This is a genomic window from Corynebacterium sp. HMSC034E11, from assembly GCF_001835905.1.
GTDB classification, from domain to species: Bacteria; Actinomycetota; Actinomycetes; order Mycobacteriales; family Mycobacteriaceae; genus Corynebacterium; species Corynebacterium coyleae.
In genome coordinates, this window is record NZ_KV826420.1 from 5,154 (window position 1) to 23,908 (window position 18,755).

General features: G+C 64.1%; 13 protein-coding genes and 1 tRNA gene. 5 read left to right on the forward strand and 9 right to left on the reverse strand.

What is annotated here, in order from left to right; all coding sequences use genetic code 11:
* A partial coding sequence (locus HMPREF2690_RS12300; RefSeq protein ID WP_210400945.1) for a hypothetical protein occupies positions 1–199 on the forward strand: 199 nt, incomplete at its 5' end.
* Positions 200–469: 270 nt separating this feature from the next.
* Here HMPREF2690_RS12300 and HMPREF2690_RS10400 read toward each other — a convergent pair.
* From HMPREF2690_RS10400 to HMPREF2690_RS10410, 3 genes are all read right to left on the reverse strand, one after another.
* A tRNA-Met gene (locus tag HMPREF2690_RS10400) sits at positions 470–543 on the reverse strand.
* Between the two features lie 158 nt (positions 544–701).
* The gene (locus tag HMPREF2690_RS10405) at positions 702–1,481 is read right to left on the reverse strand and encodes a glucose 1-dehydrogenase (RefSeq protein ID WP_070422409.1); all 780 of its coding nucleotides are present in this window, start codon (positions 1,479–1,481) and stop codon (positions 702–704) included.
* A gap of 124 nt (positions 1,482–1,605) precedes the next feature.
* Complete coding sequence (locus HMPREF2690_RS10410) at positions 1,606–4,512, reverse strand: UPF0182 family protein (RefSeq protein WP_246819548.1); 2,907 nt, start codon at positions 4,510–4,512, stop codon at positions 1,606–1,608.
* Between the two features lie 173 nt (positions 4,513–4,685).
* On the opposite strand from HMPREF2690_RS10410, the gene HMPREF2690_RS10415 reads away from it, so the two are divergent.
* Both HMPREF2690_RS10415 and HMPREF2690_RS10420 read left to right on the forward strand, forming a co-directional pair.
* Entirely contained in the window at positions 4,686–5,174 is a 489-nt protein-coding gene (locus HMPREF2690_RS10415) for a PPA1309 family protein (protein ID WP_070451114.1), read from the forward strand.
* A 38-nt stretch (positions 5,175–5,212) separates the two neighbouring features.
* Positions 5,213–5,905, forward strand: a complete 693-nt coding sequence (locus tag HMPREF2690_RS10420) for a hypothetical protein (protein WP_246818887.1) — start codon at positions 5,213–5,215, stop codon at positions 5,903–5,905.
* A 3-nt stretch (positions 5,906–5,908) separates the two neighbouring features.
* On the opposite strand, the gene HMPREF2690_RS10425 is transcribed toward HMPREF2690_RS10420, so the two are convergent.
* Complete coding sequence (locus tag HMPREF2690_RS10425) at positions 5,909–7,021, reverse strand: YlbL family protein (protein WP_070820843.1); 1,113 nt, start codon at positions 7,019–7,021, stop codon at positions 5,909–5,911.
* 69 nt (positions 7,022–7,090) lie between these two features.
* Between HMPREF2690_RS10425 and HMPREF2690_RS10430 the strand changes: the two genes are divergently transcribed.
* On the forward strand, positions 7,091–8,581 hold the full coding sequence (locus tag HMPREF2690_RS10430) for a zinc-dependent metalloprotease (RefSeq protein ID WP_070820844.1): 1,491 nt from the start codon (positions 7,091–7,093) through the stop codon (positions 8,579–8,581).
* A gap of 29 nt (positions 8,582–8,610) precedes the next feature.
* Here the strand turns inward: HMPREF2690_RS10430 and HMPREF2690_RS10435 are convergent, their stop codons facing one another.
* A complete protein-coding gene (locus tag HMPREF2690_RS10435) occupies positions 8,611–9,105 on the reverse strand; it encodes a M48 metallopeptidase family protein (protein ID WP_070422424.1) in 495 nt (164 codons plus the stop codon).
* 40 nt (positions 9,106–9,145) lie between these two features.
* Here HMPREF2690_RS10435 and HMPREF2690_RS10440 point away from each other — a divergent pair, with 40 nt between their 5' ends.
* The gene (locus tag HMPREF2690_RS10440; protein ID WP_083316849.1) at positions 9,146–9,979 is read left to right on the forward strand and encodes a hypothetical protein; all 834 of its coding nucleotides are present in this window, start codon (positions 9,146–9,148) and stop codon (positions 9,977–9,979) included.
* 45 nt (positions 9,980–10,024) lie between these two features.
* Here HMPREF2690_RS10440 and HMPREF2690_RS10445 read toward each other — a convergent pair whose 3' ends face one another.
* From HMPREF2690_RS10445 to HMPREF2690_RS10460, 4 genes are all read right to left on the reverse strand, one after another.
* Positions 10,025–12,076, reverse strand: a complete 2,052-nt coding sequence (locus HMPREF2690_RS10445; protein ID WP_070820845.1) for an ATP-dependent DNA helicase UvrD2 — start codon at positions 12,074–12,076, stop codon at positions 10,025–10,027.
* Positions 12,066–13,169 (reverse strand): potassium channel family protein, encoded by a 1,104-nt coding sequence (locus tag HMPREF2690_RS10450; protein WP_070422417.1) that lies wholly within the window; start codon positions 13,167–13,169, stop codon positions 12,066–12,068. Before HMPREF2690_RS10450 ends, HMPREF2690_RS10445 begins: the two co-directional genes overlap by 11 nt.
* Positions 13,166–16,462: an ATP-dependent helicase gene (locus tag HMPREF2690_RS10455; RefSeq protein ID WP_246819546.1), complete on the reverse strand. Its 3,297-nt coding sequence runs from the start codon at positions 16,460–16,462 to the stop codon at positions 13,166–13,168. Before HMPREF2690_RS10455 ends, HMPREF2690_RS10450 begins: the two co-directional genes overlap by 4 nt.
* On the reverse strand, positions 16,455–18,755 hold a 2,301-nt coding region (locus HMPREF2690_RS10460), incomplete at its 5' end, for an ATP-dependent DNA helicase (RefSeq protein WP_246819547.1). The genes HMPREF2690_RS10460 and HMPREF2690_RS10455, both read right to left, overlap by 8 nt.

Below are 18,755 nucleotides of genomic sequence, written 5' to 3' on the forward strand. Positions count from 1 at the left end.
ACATGGCAGTGCTCCTTTGCACGAATACGGGGTGAACGTGGTCAATCCCGTATTCAGTCCGGCTCTGCCGGTCGCAGGCGTATCCCCGCAGTGCAGTGCCTTTGTGCGCTCGGCGTCGCTAGCGCAGCCTGATGCTCGCTCGCTGGGTGCGAGCGCTAGCGACGCAGCATTGTTAGATCCCCGCGTCGCCGCTGGTTAAGCGTTACCTTTGGCGCGGTTGTGAGACTTGCACAGCAGTTCGCAGTTGCTTTCCTCGAACTGCCGACTCCCGTGGCGTTCCTTCGTTGCTGCCGTCCTAGCAATCACTAAGCAATGCACCGAAAACCTGCGCCGCGTCGTTGGAGCGTCGCAGTTCCGTTTGGTGCAGGATTTTGACCCTAGTGCACCAGCTAGTGCACCAAATGGCGATCCGATCACAAAATGAAGAAGGCCCCTACCAGCGTTTCCACTGGTAGGGGCCTTATCTTAGTAGCGGGGGCTGGATTCGAACCAACGACCTCTGGGTTATGAGCCCAGCGAGCTACCGAGCTGCTCCACCCCGCGTCGGGCGCAATATGTGATTTTCGCCTGTCGCCGTAACCAGCAACGTGGACTTACTATACATACACCGACAGAGAGCACCAAACCGCCTGTTCACGACGGTTTGGTGCGATCCAATTATCGGGGCTTCCCTACTACTGCAGCTACCGCTACTACTGCCGTTACTGCTGGGCAGCGAGCTGGCCGAGGATGCCGTAGATGTGCTTCGAGGCACCCAGGGTCAGGCCGCCGTCGACAGCAATCTCTGCGCCGTTGATGTAGGACGCGTCATCGGACGCGAGGAACAGCACCGTCTTCGCAACCTCCTCGGCACGGCCCGGACGGTTCGCTGCTGCGAGCGGAAGCGGTGCACCCTCTACAAGGGAATCTGCCGTCATCGGGGTTGCAATTGCACCCGGGTGGACGGAGTTGATGCGGATGTTCTCGTCAGCAACGTCGGCGGCGACCGTCTTGGTCATGCCGCGCACTGCCCACTTGGATGCCACGTAGCCGGTCGCGCTGACTTGGCCTTCCAGGCCTGCGGTGGACGACATGTTGATGATCGCGCCGCCGCCCTGCTTACGGATCTCCGGGATGGCGTACTTCATACCCAAGAACACGCCGTCCACGTTGACGGCCATGATCTTCTGGAACTGCTCCAGGGTGGTGTCCTCCACGCCCGTCATCTGAAGGATGCCGGCGTTGTTCACCAAGATGTCCAGGCGGCCGAACGCCTCGTTCGTCGCCGCGATGGCGTCCTTCCAGTCCTGTTCGTCGGCAACGTTGAGCTTCACAAAAATTGCGTTGTCGCCGAGCTCGTTTGCCAGTTCCCCGCCGATCTCTTCGTTGAGGTCAGCGATGACAACCTTTGCGCCTTCTTCGACGAAGAGTTTGCAGTCTGCTGCGCCCATTCCCGATGCACCACCGGTCACAAGCGCTACTTTTCCGTCAAAACGTCCCATGGTCTATCCAGCCTTTCTCTCAAAGAGTTGGTTGTGAACACCATGCTAGATACAAAAATGGTGCATCGCGCGCCCACTTCGCGCGATGCACCCGGTCCTGGGGGGACGAGATAACTATAACCCGTTACTGCGCCTTCTGGTACTCAGCCACTGCACGGTCGAGTTGGTCGATGGCGCGACCGTACTCCTCGAAGGAGCCGTTGCGGGCACTCTCCAGGTTACGAAGAGCATCATTGATCCTGTTCAGGGCCTCGTCACGGTTTACCTTCGGCGCGTTATCACCCTCCGGTGTGGCTTCCTTGTTTTCCTCAGCGGGGGTAGTTTCAGCCTCACCCTGTGGTGCGTTTTCGTCCACCACTTCGACTTCCTGGGCTGCGTCAGAGTGGATACCCACCTGCTTCAGCGCCTGGGACACGGTCGGGGCGTAGCCCACCTGGCCGCGGTAGAACACCAGCACGCGCAACAGCTTCGGGAAGGCCGAGGCCTGGTCCTTGCGCTGCGAGTAGATCGGCTCGACGTAGAGGATCTCGCCGCCGCCCACCGGCAGGGTGAGCAGGTTGCCGTTCTTCAGATCGTTCGTCCCCTCCCACAGGGTGCGGTCACGCGCCACCTGGTCGGAGGACATCAGGGCGTCCTGAGCCTGCTTCGGACCCTGGGTTTGGGTGTTCGTCGGCAGGACGCGCACGGTGATGTTGCCGTAGGTCTCCGGATCAGAAGACACCGCCATGTGTGCGGACAGGAACTCGCGGTTCAGGCCACGGAACGGGGTGATCAGCTGGAAGGACGGCTTATTGGTCTCCGGGTCAGCGGCCACCACGTAGTACGGCGGCTGGTTCAGCTGGTCGCGGCCTTCCGGTGCGGTCGGGTCGTTCGGCACAGACCAGAAGGCGTCGTTGTTGAAGAACACGCCCGGGTCATCCACGTGGTAGCGCGCCAGCAGGTCACGCTGGACCTTGAACAGATCCTCCGGGTAACGCAGGTGGTCACGCAAGGAGTCGGAGATCTCCGAGTTCGGGCGCACGGTGCCCGGGAAGGACTTCATCCACGCGTTGAGTACCGGGTCGGACTCGTCGAACGCGTAGAGGTCCACGGTGCCGTCGTAGGCATCAACGGTGGCCTTGACGGAGTTGCGGATGTAGCCGACGTTGTCGGTGATCAGACGCTGGGTGGTGCCGTCCGGATTCAGCGCGTCCTGCGTGGTGTCCTGCAGGGAAGTACGCGTGGAGTACGGCAGCTGGGACAGGGTGGTGTAGCCGTCCACGATCCACTTCACGCGGCCGTCGATAACAGCCGGGTAGGTCTTGGAGTCGGTGGTCAGCCACGGTGCGACCTTTTCCACACGCTTGCGCGGGTCACGGTCGTAGAGCACCTTCGAGTTGCCACCAACGCGGTCGGACAGCAGGAAGCTCAGTTCCTGGTACTTCACGGCGTAGGCCACGCGGTTGATCGGGTTGCCGATGTCCACGCCGCCCTTGCCGGTGTAGGTGTAGGTGGAGTTGTCGGTGTCGTACTCCACCGGGCCCTGGCCGTTATCGCCCACAATGGCGTAGTCCAGACCATCCTGCGCAGAGGCGATCACCGGGCCGAAGTAGATGCGCGGCTCTTCTACCTTGATGCCCAGCTCTTCAGCCTCGCCGGCCTCCTTGGCGGCGGCGTTGGCCTGCAGGTCGGACACGGTAAAGATTGGCAGGCCACCGCGGGTGGAGCCGGCGTCCTGCGCGGCCTCGTCGACAGTATTGGCCTGCGCTGCGACAAAGCCGTTGCCGTGGGTGTACACGGTGTGGCGGTTAATCCAGTCGCGCTGGTTTTCACTCAGCGCGTTCGGGTCCATCTCACGCGCGGCGACAACGTAGTCGCGCATCTGGCCGTCGACCTCGTAGCGGTCCATGGCCAGCTGGTCTGGGAAGCCGTAGAAGTTACGCAGCTGCTGGTTCTGGGTAAACGTCGGGGAAATGATGTCCGGGTCCAGCAGGCGCAGGTTGGAAATCGTCGCCTCGTCCTTGGCCACATCGGCATTCGAGGTGTTGCCGCCCCAGTTCTCCATGTAGGTGACCTTGTCATCGGTCAGCCCGTATGCCTCGCGGGTGGCCTCGATGTTGCGGCCGATGTACTCGTATTCCTTGGCCTGACGGTTCGGCTTGACCGAGAACTGCTCCAAAAGCGCCGGCCACACGTTGCCCACCACGATGGAGGACACCAGCATGAGCACCGTTGCCAGCACTGGGACGCGGAAGTCCTTGAACACGATGGAGGCGAAAAACGCCGCTGCGACAACCACAGCGATGACGGTGAGGATGATCTTCGCGGGCAGCATCGCGTTGACCGCGGTGTAGGACGCACCGGTGAAGATGTCATTCTGGCTGGATAGCAGGTAGTAGCGGTCCAGCCAGTAGGTCACGGCCTTGGTCAGCATCCACAGGCCTGCGGTGACGGCGAGCTGGATGCGTGCCGGCTTGGACACCATGCCTTTGACTCCGGTGACGTTGTTGCCAATGCGGATGCCACCGAGCATGTAGTGGCCCACCGCACCGATCAAAAATGCCACGGCGAGCAGCATGGACAGCGTGCCCACAATCGCAGAGATTGCCGGCAGGCTAAACGCGTAGAAGCCAAGATCCTTGCCAAACTGCGGGTCGGTGGTGCCAAAGTCCCCACCGTTGAACCACATCATGAACACACGCCACATGCGCTGGCCAGCAAGACCAGACATGATGCCCACGATCACCGGCACCCAGGTCAGCAGCCCCTTCACACCGTCTTGCACGGCGGCGCGGTACTGCGCTTGCTGCGAGGTCTCGCCGAAAATATCGCCGCTGTCTTGTTGCCTGCCACGCCACGCAATCCGTGCCGCTGCCCATGCGACGGCTGCACCAAGCAGCGCGAAGATGACAAACAGCACGACACGGAAGAGGATCACTCGGTTGAAAACACCGCGGAAGTCAACCTCCCCAAACCAGAGAAAATCGGTATAGATACCGATCAGCACTGGCAGGAGGAAGAAAAGTGCGGCGAGTACACCGAGTGTGACCATGAGGCCTTTATTCGGTTTCTGCGACCGTGGTTGTGGCCGGGTGAGGCGGGTAGCCAAGCCTGCTCCTTAGGAATAGTGTTGTCCAACGTCTATGTGCATTACAGCCTAGAAAGTTTAACGGCCAACAATCCGGAAAGGTTCCCGTGCGCGAACAACAAGCCCTGAATAAGGCCATGATGGAGGCCGTCGATTTCGTCCACGCCGAAGGTTGGGACGCCCCGCCTACCCTCTTCGGTCTGGTGCCAACGCAATTGCTTGTCGACGAGCTGGGCACCCTCGACGACTCCTCCCCCCTCACCCTGGTTGTGCAGGAATTGCCGGAGAATATCCTGCCCGGTTCCGAGGAGCTCGGCGAGTACGTCACCCGTCTGGCCTGGCCGCGTGAGGTGGAAGGCGTGATCCTGGCGCAGGAGATCCTCTTCCGCGACGCCTCTGCCCCGGCGGATGCCGAGGCGCGCCCGGCGCGGTTGTTCTCCGGCGTGCTGCGTACCGAAGACATCGAGCAGACCCTGCTGCAGATGCGCCTGACGGATGAGGAGTTGGAGGAGCGCGGCCCCTTCGCCCAGGACGACATTGAGCTGCGTGGCGGCCCGGATGTCGCCCCGGGTGTGATCGCTGCGCTGCGCTACGGCCTTGAGCAGGACCCGGACGACCTGGTTTAAGCTAGACAGCCGAAACCCAACCCAAGGAGCTTCTGACCGTGTCTGTGTCCCGCCGCGCAATCGCCTCCGCTGTCCTTGTCGGCTCGCTGTCTCTCGCCGCCTGTGGTGGTGGCGATAACGACGAGGCCAACGCGACCAGCAGCCCCATCTCGACGTCGTACATCAGCGAGGACCCAACCACCTCCTCGGATTCGGAGACGACCACGCCTGAAACGACCACCTCCGTGACAACTACCATCGCTGCGTCTGAATCTGGCACGGCGTCGGAGTCGGAGTCTGCGTCTGAGTCTGCTTCCGAGACGGTGTCGTCGACAAGCACAAGCTCCTCGAAGCGGGAGAAAGCGGACTCGTCTGCGGAGGCAACCTTGGAGAAGGTACGCGAGCGCTTCGCCTCCCTTGCGCCTGAGGAGTTCTTCGACCAGTTCGAAGGCTGCGGCGCCGGCGGGATCAGCGGTTCTTATGACTGCCAGGGCGACGAGATCGGCCAGTTCCAATTCTTCGACTCCGAATCGAAGGCGGCCTCCTCGACCCAACTGCTCACGGAGCTGCGCTCCTCGCGCGTGGTGGAAGACTCCGGCGACCGCGTAGTCGGCTGGTCCACGCTGGGCACATCCGCGATCATCACCGTGGTGGATAACCGCGAAGGCCTGGTCATGCAGCAACTGATCTCCTCCGACCAGGAGGACCCGCGCCAGCGGATCTACGACCTCGGCCTGGCGAAGAAGCCCTAGCCCTTAGCCGTCGCAGGTTGGCACGTCGCGGCCTGCGGCGAACGCCTCCATCGCGTCCACTGCCTCCTGGAGGGTAGACACGGCAGCGACGGTCATATCACCAGCGTCGGCCCGCTTCACCGCATCACAATTGCCCTTCGGCGCGAGGAACAACTCGGCGCCCTCATCGCGCGAGCCACGGATTTTGTGGGTGATGCCGCCGATGGGGCCGACCTCGCCGTCGTCGTTAATCGTGCCGGTACCGGCAACGAACTTGCCCCCGTTGAGCTCGCCTGGCGTCAACTTGTCAATCACCGCCAGCGAGAACATCATGCCCGCACTCGGACCACCGATGTCGTTGAGGTTGTAGTGCACCTTCAGGCCATCGGCGGGCTCAGAATCCATGAGAATGCCAAGCATCGGCTTGCCCTTTTCGTGCGGATTCTCCTTCAGCTCGATGGTCTTCGTCTCTTCCTTGCCGTCGCGGCTGATGGTCACATCCACCGTCTCGCCGGGCTTTTTGGCAAAGACCACGTCCTGGACCGCGCTCGGCTTGGCTACCGGAGTGGAGTCGATGGCAAGGATCGTGTCGCCTTGCTGCAAGATCCCGTCCGCGGCAGCGCCTTTGACCACGTCATGGATGTTCACCGTTGTGGGTTTGCCCAGATAGTGCATCGCCGCAACCGTCGCCGACGCCTCCGACGCGACAAACATCTGCTGGTTAAACTCGCGCGTTTCTTCCTCGCTGCGATCCGCTGGCATCACCTGCTCGATCGGCACCAGCGTGTCCTTCGTCACCGCCCAGCGCGCCAACGCCTGTCCCAACGTCATGTTCGTCCGCACCGACACCGTGGTCATATTCAGCTGCCCACCGGTGTCGAGGGTCTCAGCACCCTCGATGTCCACCACGGGCGTGCCCTGGATCTCACTGAGCGTGTCAAACGTCGGGCCCGGCCCCTCCGCCGCGTACGGCACCGTGAGCTTGATGTCCGTGCCGGGAATGTGATCCATCGTCATCCCCACCGCAAGCAACGCAATAGGTGCAGCTCCCCACACCAGCGTGGAAAAACGCTTATTCGCTGTCTTGGTCGCGGGCGTTTCTTCAGCCGCGTCCGCTGGTGTTTGCGCGTTCGTCATGGTGGGACATGTTAGCGCAGCAACCAGCAGCTCCAACCCGCGCCGTTGTGCAGCTGTATTGTGGCGCCTATGAGTAACGGATTCGGATTCTCCTTTCCCAACGACGGCAACGACGACAACGAGGGCAGGGACAACGGGGGCAACAACAACGACAACGGGCGTGGCGAGCCGACCAACCCGTTTGCGGCCTTCGGTTTCGGCGGAAACTTTGGGTCCGGCGGGTTCGGTGGATTCGGTGGCCCCGGCGGCGCTGGTGGCGCTGGTGGCGCTGGTGCTGGCGGGCTTGGCGACATCCTGAATCAGTTCGGCCAAATGCTCTCCGGCATGGGCTCCTCCATGAACGCCCAGGAGGACGGCGACGCCGTCAACTTCGACCTGGCCGCCCGCATGGCTCGCCAGCGCATCGCCGGGGTGAACCCGGTCAGCGAGGCAGACTCCCGCGCCGCCGAGGAGTCCTTCCGCCTAGCGGAGCTCTGGCTCGACGGTGCCACCGCACTGCCCGCCAGCCAGGCACAGGCCAAGGCCTGGAACGCCCAAGATTGGCTGGAGCAGACCATGCCGATGTGGAAGCGCCTGGTCAACCCGGTCGCCGCCAACATGGCGCGCGCCCAGCTAGACACCATGCCCGAAGAGGCCCGCGAGATGATGGGCCCGATGGTCAGCATGGTTAACCAGATGAACTCCATGCAGTTCGGCATGAAGTTGGGCCACGCACTGGGCGATCTTGCCCAGCAGGCGCTGACCGGCACCGACTTCGGCCTGCCTGTCGCACCCGCCGGCATCGGTGCGGTCCTGCCGCGCAACATCGCGGAGATTTCCAAGGGCCTGGACCTGCCGGGCCAGGAAGTGATGGTCTACATCGCCGCACGCGAGGCCGCACGCCAGCGCCTGTTCCGCAACGTGCCGTGGCTGGTCGAGCGCCTCGTGTCCTCCGTGGAGGAATACGCCGCCGGCCTGCAGATTGACACCTCCCACATCGAAGAGGCCGTCCGCGACCTGAACCTGGATGGTGGCGATCCTGCACAGATCCAGGAGGCCATGCAGCGCCTGCAAGACGAGGACCTCTCCCCGCGCGTGGGCACCCGCAACGCCGCCTCTACGTCCCGCTTGGAGACCCTGATCGCGCTTGTTGAAGGCTGGGTTGACGTCGTCGTCGACGAAGCCCTCAGCGAACGCATCCCCACCACCCCGCAACTCGCCGAGGCGTGGGCACGCCGCCGCGCCACCGGCGGGTCTGCTGAGCAGGCCTTTGCCAACATCGTCGGTATCGAACTCGCAGCACCGCGCACCCGCGAGGCCGCCGAATTGTGGCGTCGCGCAGGCACTGCTGTGGGCGTGGATCGTCGTGACGCCGTCTGGGAGCACCCCGACCTCCTGCCGTCCAGCGAGCAGCTGGACAACCCGGCGTCCTTCATCGACACGCTTCTCGACGACACCCCCGACACCGACCTGGACAACGAATTTGCCAAGTTGGAAGAAGAACTGCGCAACAACCCCGAGTTGAAGCGCGAAGACGGCGACGGCAAAGACGACGGCAGCCAGGACGGCACCGAGCTGTAGGCGCTGCCTGGCCGCGCGGCGGGGCTGGGCTAGCCGTAGCGCTGGTAGGCCTCCAAAAACCCGCGGGCGCGCTCCGCCTTGGGCACCCGATCCGCCCAGGCGTAGAACTCTTTCGAATGGTTCGGGATGAAGGTGTGCGTTAACTCGTGCACCAGCACCGCGTCCAGCACGTAGGCGGGCACGTCGCGCAGCCGATCACTGATGCGGATATCACCTGTCGATACGGTGCAGGAGCCCCAGCGCGTGTTCTGATTGGACACCCACCGCACCGACCCAATCGTTGCCCGCCCCTGCAGAATTTCCTTGTTCAGGGTTTCGGCGCGGGTGCGTAGGGAGTCGTCGTCAAGCAAACGCGTCGACGTTTTCTTCTCCAACTTGGCCAGCATCTGCTCCACCATCTCGCGCTCCTGCGCTTTGGTGAAGTGCGCCGGAATGCGGATCTCCGCCACCCCGCCGACCACCCTGGCCTGCACCGTCTTCGCACGACGGGCGGAGCGGATCACGCGATATTGCATCCCAGACATAGCGCAACATTGTAGGATGCGACGCGGGGGTGGAACACACGTGGCAATCCAAGAACACACACGCATACAACTCGCGCGCGGCGTCCGCGTTTTCGTACGCGCGCCAGAAACGATCCAGTTCGGGGCAGACGCGACACGCACCGGGCTCATCACCGTGCCCAGCGCCGACGAGGTGGTCACGGTCCTCGACTCACTGACGCATCCGCGGATGCTCAAAACCGTTGTCGCAGCCCTTACGGTGCATCTCGGTGAGGCGCGTGCGCGCAGTCTTATCGACGACCTCATCACCTACCGGCTCCTCATCCCCACCACCACCCCACAAGTGCTGGTGGTGGGGCGCGACGCGCTGGCCTCCCAGATCACGCTGCTGCTGTCGCGCCGTGGTGTGGTGACGCGCAGCCCGATGAAGGACGAGTCGGTGAGCAAGTTCCTGCTCGATCACGAGCCGCACCTGCCGGTGCTTGCCGTGAACTGTGCTGCCGAGGTGGATCAGATCGCCGCCGCGACCCGTGGCCGGCGTGGCCCTGTGGTGCCGGTGACGCAGTTCGACGCGCGCGTGGTCGTCGGCCCTGTGTGCGCTCCGTCTGGGCCGTGCCCGGTGTGCGCCCGGCTGTACCTTTTGGACCGGGACCCAAACATCGACCAGGTGGAGGAGCACCTCCCGCCGGCAATCGCCGCCGAGCCGGTTTCCCTGGCGGCCGGTGCGGTGGCGGCAGCGACGGTGGCGGGCAGGCTTGCCGGTGCGCCCGACCCGCCCGGGGTGTCGGCGCCGACGCCTGTGGCTGGTGACGTGGTGGTCGCGGACCCGTTCGCGCCTTCACCTGTTCTGGCGCGGCAGGTGCCGTCGCACCCAGACTGCCCGATGTGCTTCTAGCGCTGGCTGGGCTGGCGCGGCTGGGCTGGCGCGGCTGGGGCTGCCTTAGTGGCGGTGCTCCTCAAGCGTTGCCAGCACGCCCGCGCCGTACTCCTCCACCTTCACCGGCCCAATGCCGGAGATGCCAAGCAGTTCCGTCTCGTTTGCGGGCATGGCCTCGGCGATTGCCATGAGTGTCACATCCGAGAACACCATGTAAGCCGGGCGTCCCGCTGCGCGTGAGACGTCGAGGCGCCAGCGTTTCAGGGCGGCGAGCACGTTCTCGTCGTAACTCGGCTCGCACTCCTCGTGGCGTCCGAGCGCCTTGTCTGGTGGGCTGAACAGCGGGTTGCCGCATACGCGGCAGCGGCGGTTGCGCTTGAGGCGTTCCGGGGAGCGCTCCACATCAAGTTCCGGTGCGATGCCGTCCAAGAAGCGCGACCGCGACCGGTTCTTTCGCCCACCTTCCTGGCGCGACAGCGACCACGACAAGTGCAGGTGCTCACGCGCACGCGTCACCCCGACGTAGAACAGGCGGCGTTCTTCTTCGATCTGGTCGTCGCCGGCCTTGATCGCGTGCGAGATCGGCAAGGTGTTCTCCACCAGGCCAACGAGAAATACTGCGTCCCACTCCAGGCCCTTCGCGGCGTGCAGGCTGGCCAGGGTCACCCCGTCCACAGCGGGTGGCTGCTTGGCCTCTGCGCGCTGGCGCAACGAGCGCAACACCTGCGGGAGATCCTCGGCTTCTCGGGTGCGGACGATCTCCTCGATGAGATCCACAAGCGCGCTGAGTGACTGCCAGCGCTCACGAGCCTGGGCGCCCTCGGGTTCGGTCTGGGTCAGGCCGATGGGTGCGAACGCGGCGCGAGCAACCGCCACCGGATCGTCCGGCAGATCCGTACGACGCGCGGCACGGACCAGCGCCGAAATGGCTTCGCGGACCTCCGCGCGGTGGAAGAAGCCTTCCCCGCCACGGACTTGGTAGGCAATGCCCGCATCGGCCAGCGCCGCTTCGAACGCTGCGGACTGGGAGTTAATGCGGTACAGGATGGCGATTTCGCGGGCGGGGACGCCGTCATCAAGCAAACGCCTGATCGCGCGGGCCACGGCGCGAGCCTCAGACGGCTCGTCGTCGTAACCGTTGAACTGTGGCGCCGGACCGCGCCCGCGCATGCCCTCCAGTTCCAGGCGAGTACCCGCGACACGCCCCTTGGCCTTGCCGATGACAGTGTTGGCCAACTCGGTGACTTCTACCGTGGAACGGTAGTCGCGCTGCAGTTTCACCACCGTGGCGTGCTCGTAGGTGCGCGAGAAGTTCAGCAGGTAATCCGGGGTGGCACCGGTAAACGAGTAAATGGTCTGGTTGGCATCGCCCACCACGGTCAGGTCGTCGCGATCACCCAGCCAGCCCTCCAGCACGCGCTGCTGCAGCGGGGTGACGTCTTGGTACTCGTCCACCACAAAGGTCTGGTACTGGGCGCGGAACTCCTCCGCCACCGCGGGTGCGTTCTCAAGCGCGCCGGCGACGTGGAGCAGCAGGTCGTCGAAATCGAGCAGCATGCCATCCGGGCTCGTCTTCGCCTCCTCGTAGAGGCGGTACACCTGGGCCACGCGCTGCGGATCCGTCGGCGGGGTGCGCGGGGTATCGGCGATGCGTGCGGCGTAATCCTCCGGGCCGATCACGCTGGCTTTGGCCCACTCGATCTCGCTAAGCAGGTCGCGCACCATTTCCTTGCCTGTATCCAGCCCACCGGCGCGCGCGGCGCGGGCGACCAACGGGAACTTGTTATCCAAAAGCCGCCACGGCAGGTCACCGGCGATCTGCGGCCAGAAGTACTGCAACTGCCGCATGGCCGCGGAGTGGAACGTGCGCGCCTGCACTCCCCCGATACCCATGGTGCGCAGACGGTCGCGCATCTCCCCTGCCGCGCGCTGGGTAAACGTCACGGCGAGCACCTTGTTCGGGGCGACCGTGCCGCGATCGATCAGGTTGGCAATGCGATACGTAATCGTCCTCGTCTTACCCGTGCCAGCACCCGCCAGGATGCACACGGGTCCGCGGGGTGCTTCGGCGGCGACACGTTGGTCGCTATCAAGCACGCTCAGATCAATCGTCATCACGCACTGCCTTCTCCGCCTGGCGGCGGATATCCGGGGTGTTCATGCGCACGTACAGGAGACGATCGCCCGGCTCGACCGTTTCTGCTTCGGGGGAATCGATGCGGTAGAGCTCACCGGAGCGCACCACACCAAGCACGATGTCGGCCAGGTGGCGCGGGTTCGCACCAACCTCGTCGTCCGCGATCTGACGCTCTGCCACCGCGAAGCCTTCGTCTGGGCTGAGCAGATCCTCCATCATCTCCACCACGGGCGGGGTCACCGTTGCGATGCCAAGCAGACGTCCGGCCGTTTCGGAGGAGACCACCACAGAGTCCGCGCCCGACTGCATAAGCAGGTGTTGGTTCTCACCCTCTCGCACGCTGACCACGATCATGGCACTCGGCGCCAACTCACGCACCGACAGCGTGATCAGCACAGCCGTATCGTCCGAAGACGGTGCCACGATCACCGAACGCGCACGGCTCACCGCCGCAATGCGTAACACGTCCGACTTGGTGCCATTGCCGTGCACCGTGACCAAACCGTGCTTCTCCGCGACGGCAAGCGCAGCTGGGTCCGGGTCGATGACAACAATCGACGACGGCGACGCACCGCCTGCCACCAATGCGTCGACCGCCGAGCGGCCCTTCGTGCCGTAGCCGATAACGATGGTGTGGTTGCGCACGGTATTCCTCCACTGTTGGATCTGCAGCGTCTTACGGGAATCCTCCGTCAGCACCGACAAAGTCGTACCGACGAGGAGCATCAGGAAGGCCACACGGGCCGGAGTGACGAAGAAAATGTTGATGACTCGGGCCGACTGCGTCACCGGAGTGATATCACCGTAGCCCGTGGTAGACAGGGTCACCGCCGAGTAATACAACGCGTCAATGAACGTCAACGGCTCGGAGTATCCATTGCGATCAATGAACGCGACGATCGCGACGGCAACGATAAGCAGCAGGGCGTAGCCGAACCGGCGCGCGATCAACGACCACGGCGTCGCCCGCTCGAGGGCCGGGATACTGACCACATCGAGCAGGTGGTGCACCGGGATCGCCGTTTGATCCGCGGCGTTCGCGCTCAGCGTAAAAACCCTGCGCAGTTTCATTCCGTTTCGTCCTTACCCTTGCCTTCAGCAGATCTGCTGAGTAGCTCTTCGAGTTCTGCCGCATCGGGCAGACTACGCGGAGCATACGTCTCACCGGTGCGCACGTAGAAAAATACAGCGCGAACCGGACGACCGTCACCACAGATACGCTCCCAAGCCGCCTTGTAAACCGCAAGCTGCAACTGCGCCGCTTCCATCGCATCCCGCTTCGGCTTCTCGCCGGTCTTCCAGTCCACGACGGTCCAGCCGTCCACATCCTCGAAGACGGCATCCATACGTCCGCGGACCACGCCCTCGCCCACGGCGAGCTCGAAGGGATGCTCCACAAACGTCGGGGTGCGCGACGCCCACTCACTGGCCTCAAAGTTTCGCTTGAGCCGCTCGAGTATCGCGCGATCCACCTCAGCCTCATCCCCGCCGGGAAGTTCGTCTTCGGTCAGCAACGGGCGTGCACCGTAGAACTCCTCCAACCACTCGTGGAAGGCGGTACCGCGCTTGGCGTAGGTGTTCGGCTTAAACGGCACTGGGCGGCGTGCCCGGCGCGCGAACTGCACCGGGTCGGCCTTGAGCGCCACCACATCGGACGCGGTCAGTTCGCCCGGCATGACCACCGGGACGTCGCCGGCCTGGGCCTGCTCGTGTTCTTCGATGAGTGCAGAGACGTCGCGCTCCCAGAGGGTAAACAGTTCGCCGTCTACGAACTTTGGCAGGTTCTCGCGCGCGGCGTTGACCGCCTGCGCGGCTGCTTCGTCCGTGGCCAGCGGGGCGTAGTTTGGCCAGCGGCCGGTGCGCTCGCCGTCGTCGACAAGAGCGTCGGCGCTGGCGTCGGTATCGCTGTCTGCTTCAGCATCCGTGCCGTCGTTCCAGACCACCACGCACTCGGGTGCGACAACGTCGCGCATGGTGGCGAAGTGCTCGTACGGCGCCGCTTCCTTGACCACGTCAGACCTACGGCGCGAACCGGTGACGATGAGTTTCCCGCCAGAACGCGTCACCGCAACATAGAACAGACGCGCTGCTTCCTCCGCCAGGTCCGCGGTGACGTGCTTCTTCCACGCCTCGCCCGCCTTCTGGTAGTCGGTGCGCGTGTCCACCTCGCCGAACTCCGGGAAGATCTCCGGATCGCCGTAGGTCTCCGTAGGCAGGAACTGCACGAAGGTGAGGAAGGTTTCCGTCTTCGGCTTATACGTCTCCGAATCGGCATGCAGTACCGCGACGGTGTCCCACTCCAGGCCCTTCGCCTTGTGGGCAGTCATGATCTGCACCCGGTCGTCCTTCACCGCCACCGCACCCGGAGTCAGGCTGTCTTCGTGCTCGCGGGCGAGCTCGAAGTAGTCCAGCAGCCCATCGAGGCCTGCGCCGGGGTAATTGGCTACCTCCTCCAACAGTCGATCCAGATGCACCGCGCCCGTCGCGCTATGACGGGAGAGCACCTCGGTGCGGATGCCGAAGACGTGGATGATGTCCGCGAACAGGTCGCTTAAGCGCTTGCCCAGGCTGTGGGTGCGCAGCCAACGCAGCTTGGCGGTCGTATCGCGCATGCGCTGCAGGCCTTCTTCGCTGTAGCGTTCCGGCTCGCCGAGATCCGCCAGCGCATCCGTGAGTCCTTCTGGGCGGTCGGTGCGCGCCTTGATGTCGTCGGCTTGGGCAATGGCTTCTTCGAGTTGGTTGACCAGGTGGGTGTAGGGGTCGCTGATACGCTGCGTGTTTTCACGGTGCTCCTCGGCGCCACGCAGGTTGTTCGCGCGCGATGCCAGCGCACGCAAGTCCGCAAGGCCCAACCCAACTGCAGGCCCGCCGAGGACACGCAGTGCTGCCGCGGTGTCGTCGGGACGCACAAGCATCGTGGCCACGGCAACCGTATCGGCGACCTCCGGCACGTCCAGCAACCCGCCCAGGCCAACGATTTCGTAGGGCACACCGCGGGCCTCGAGTGCTGCGGCGATGAGTTGCGAGTGCTTGTTCTTGCGCACAAGCGTGGCCGCCGAAAACGGCTCCTCGGCCTCCTGGGCCTGGGCGTATGTCTTCGCCAGCTCATCGGCGACGAACTCGATCTCTTCGGCCTGCGTGCCAAAGAACCCGAGCGTGACATCGCCAGCATCCGCCCCCGGGCGCGGCGCCAACGGTGCCACGGCACGCTTTGTCTCGTCGGTGCCCAGGATCGCATCGGACACCCCGTTGGCCAGATCCAGCACCTCAGGCGGGTTGCGCCACGAGGTGGTCAACTGCAACTTCGGCGCTGGTGAGCCGCCTTCAAGCGGGAAGTCCTCTACGAACGCCTGCAGGTTCGCCGCGGTCGCGCCACGCCAGCCGTAAATCGCCTGCATCGGATCGCCCACCGCTGTGACCGTCAGGCCCGGATCTTGCGCTTCGCCGAAAAGGCTGCGCAGCAACACGCGCTGGGAGTGCGAGGTGTCTTGGTACTCGTCCAGCATGACCACGCGGAAGCGATTGCGTTGCGACGCCCCCACCACCGCATGATCACGTGCCAACGCAGACGCGATAGACATCTGTTCGTTGAACGTGATCACACCACGTTTACGCAGCTCCTCGTTCACTGCCTGTGCGAGCGGCAGGTAGTTCACGCGCTCCTTCTGGATATCGCGCCACCCCTGCAGAATCTTCGAAAACTCGATCTTGCTCGCCGAGGGGTACGACTCCGTCTCTGCAAGGAAGTCGTGGGCGTGCTCTGTGACCCACTCCGGGGTGGCAAGTTCGTTGCCCATCGCGGTGATGAGTTTGAGCACGTTTTGCACCACGCTGCCAAGTGCACGGTTCTTCCCGTCCGGCAGCAACGAACCGGCGTAGTTGCTCACCACCTCGGTGGTGATGGCGTGCAACTCCGCATCCGTAATCAACCGCGCGTCCGGTTCCGCCGGCACGAGCAGGCCGTATTCACGGATCAAGGTGCCTGCATACGAGTCATAGGTGGACACCTGCGGTGCGATGACCTCTAGACGCTTGGCTAATTCCCCAGACGGATCGAGGCGCGCAACCAGGTCGCGGTTCTGCGCTAGCGTGGCCAGGCGGTCGCGGATGCGCTTCTTCATCTCCTGGGCGGCCTTGCGGGTAAACGTCAGACCCAGGATCTCTTCGGGGCGTGCAAAGCCATTAGCGACGAGCCACACCACACGCGCGGCCATCGTCTCCGTCTTGCCGGCGCCGGCACCTGCGACAACCAGCAGTGGGCCAGGCTGGGCACCGATAACCTCCGCCTGCTGGTCCGTCGGCGGGAACTTCTGCCCGAGGTAGCGCGACAGCAGCTTCGGGGACATGGGTTCTTGGTTAAGCATTGTGAATCATCTCCCCTTCCGGCTGCACCGGGCACAAGGCGCGCACACTGCAGCGATCGCAATGCTTCCCCGTTGTGGCAAGCAGCGTCGGTCCTGTCATTTCGGCGGGCAATGTATCGATAGCCTCGGCGAACTCTGCTAGCTCCTCTGGTGTCTTGGCAGCCTGCTCAAGCACCGTGATGGCCTTGGTGTCCTTCTTCGGGAACACCAGCATCGCACCACCCACGGTGATGTCCGACTCCCCGCGTGCGGTAACGACCCGCTCGCCGTCGAACGTGCCGTGAGCCAGCGCGAGTTGGTAGGTAAGCAACTGGGCGTGCTCACCGATCTCTTTCTTCGTGGGCGCCGTCGCACCGGTCTTTAGATCCACCACGTAGAGCGCACCATCGCCGTCGCGCTCGAGGCGGTCCACACGACCCCGGACGCGCACGTTGTCGCTGACTTGCACGTCAACGGATGTTTCCACCGCGACCTGTTCAAACGCGCCACGGCTCGTTTCTAGCCAGGTGCGGGTGCGCTCCAGCAAGCGCTCAAACTCCTCGATGTCGCGCTGCGCCTTCCACGCAGGTGCGTCACTGACCTCCTTGCGTGCGGCGATCACGGCGTTAAACGCGTCGTCCGGATCCACACCACGGCCGAGCGCTTCCAGGTAGGCGTGGCCCATCACGCCGTAGACCATGTCCATCGACTCGTCCAGGCCCACCATGCGCTGCAATACCTCACTCATCGGGCACTTCAGCAGGCCTTCTACTCGCGACGGCGACAGCGTCGGGCTGGCGCTCAGCGGCTCGTTGGTAGACACCATCGTGGTAGTCCACCACTGCCGAGGGTCCGCACCAAGCACACCCGCGTCCGCCAGGCGCGCCAACTGTCGGGCAGCCTGGGAGCGCGTCGCCTCATCCGCCGAAGGATCCGTGAGCACCCGGCGGAACTCCGCCACCAGATCGTCGTGGGCGAGCACGCGCACGAGCGTCTCGGTGTCGTCGCCAAGATCCGCCTGCGATGCCGAACTCAGCCGCAAGCGTGCCGGGGTGAGGCCGTGGTCTTCACAGAATTCCTCGACGAATCGGGAGGGTTCGCCTTCTTTCTCCGCGTCTTCGTCGTCAACCGCAATCACCAGCAGGTATTCGGTGGCGCGGGTGGTGGCGACGGTAAACAGGCGGCGTTCCTCAATCAGACGCTCCACGGTGTGGGAGACCGGCACGTCCGGATCCACGTCATGATCCACGAGGTCGATCAAGTCTTCTTGGCGGAACAGCGAGCCGGTCTCCCCCAGGTTTGGCCACGTATCGTCCTGCACGCCCGCCACGATGACACGGCGAAACTCTCGCCCGACAGCGCCGTGCGCGGTGAGCAGCGACACTGCATCGGGGGTTGCAGTGCGCCGGTCGCGCACACCGGTGGGCAGTTCCTGTTCCAGGATGAAGTCCACGAACGACTCCACCCCGGCAGCGGGACGGCGCTCCGTGTAGTCGCCCGCAGCATCGAACAGCGCCATGACGGAATCTAGGTCGCGGTCCGCTTGCGAGCCCGTCGCACCACCGCGCAGCGCCGAGGCCAACAAGCGATTCGACAGGCCCGTGGCCTGCCACAGCGCCCAAAGGATCTCTTCTACGCTGCCGTCTTCCGCGTAGGCCTGACGTCCCGCGTCAAGCACGCCACGCACGTGCTGGAGGATGTCGAGCTCACGGTCGGTCAACCACGTATCAAAGTCAGGCAACCCGGCGGGATCCGTCAGCAACTCGCGCAGCGACTCTTCGGCACGACGCTCAGGCGCCCAGCGGCGAAGCCCACGAATGAGGCGACGCAGCGTTACCGGATCCGCACCACCCACAGGCCCAAGCAGCAGGTCGCGCCACTCGCTCGGCGTGAGCTCCTCGTACAGTGCCCGGATGCCCAGCAACAGCGATGCCACCAGGCGCTGCTCCGAAAGCACCAGGTCCGTCGGGTTGAGCGACACCGGAACCCCAGAGCGCAACAGCGCGCGGCGCACCGGATCAATGCCCGTGGTCGAGCGGACAATCACCGCCATATCCCGGTAGTCCACGTCGTGTTCGAAGTGGGCACGGCGCAGCGCATCCGCCACCGCCGCCAGTTGCGTTGCAGAATCGGGCGCAATTGCCACGCTGCGACGCGGATCGCGCTTGGACTCCCCCAGGTCAATCGTGGTGTGCTCCAGCCCGCCAAGGGTGCGGAAGAACTCAGGCGACGCACCACGGAAGTGGAACACCGACTGCTCCTCGTCCCCGCCGACCACACCCAAGTCCGCCTGATCCAGCAGGCGCTTGACCAG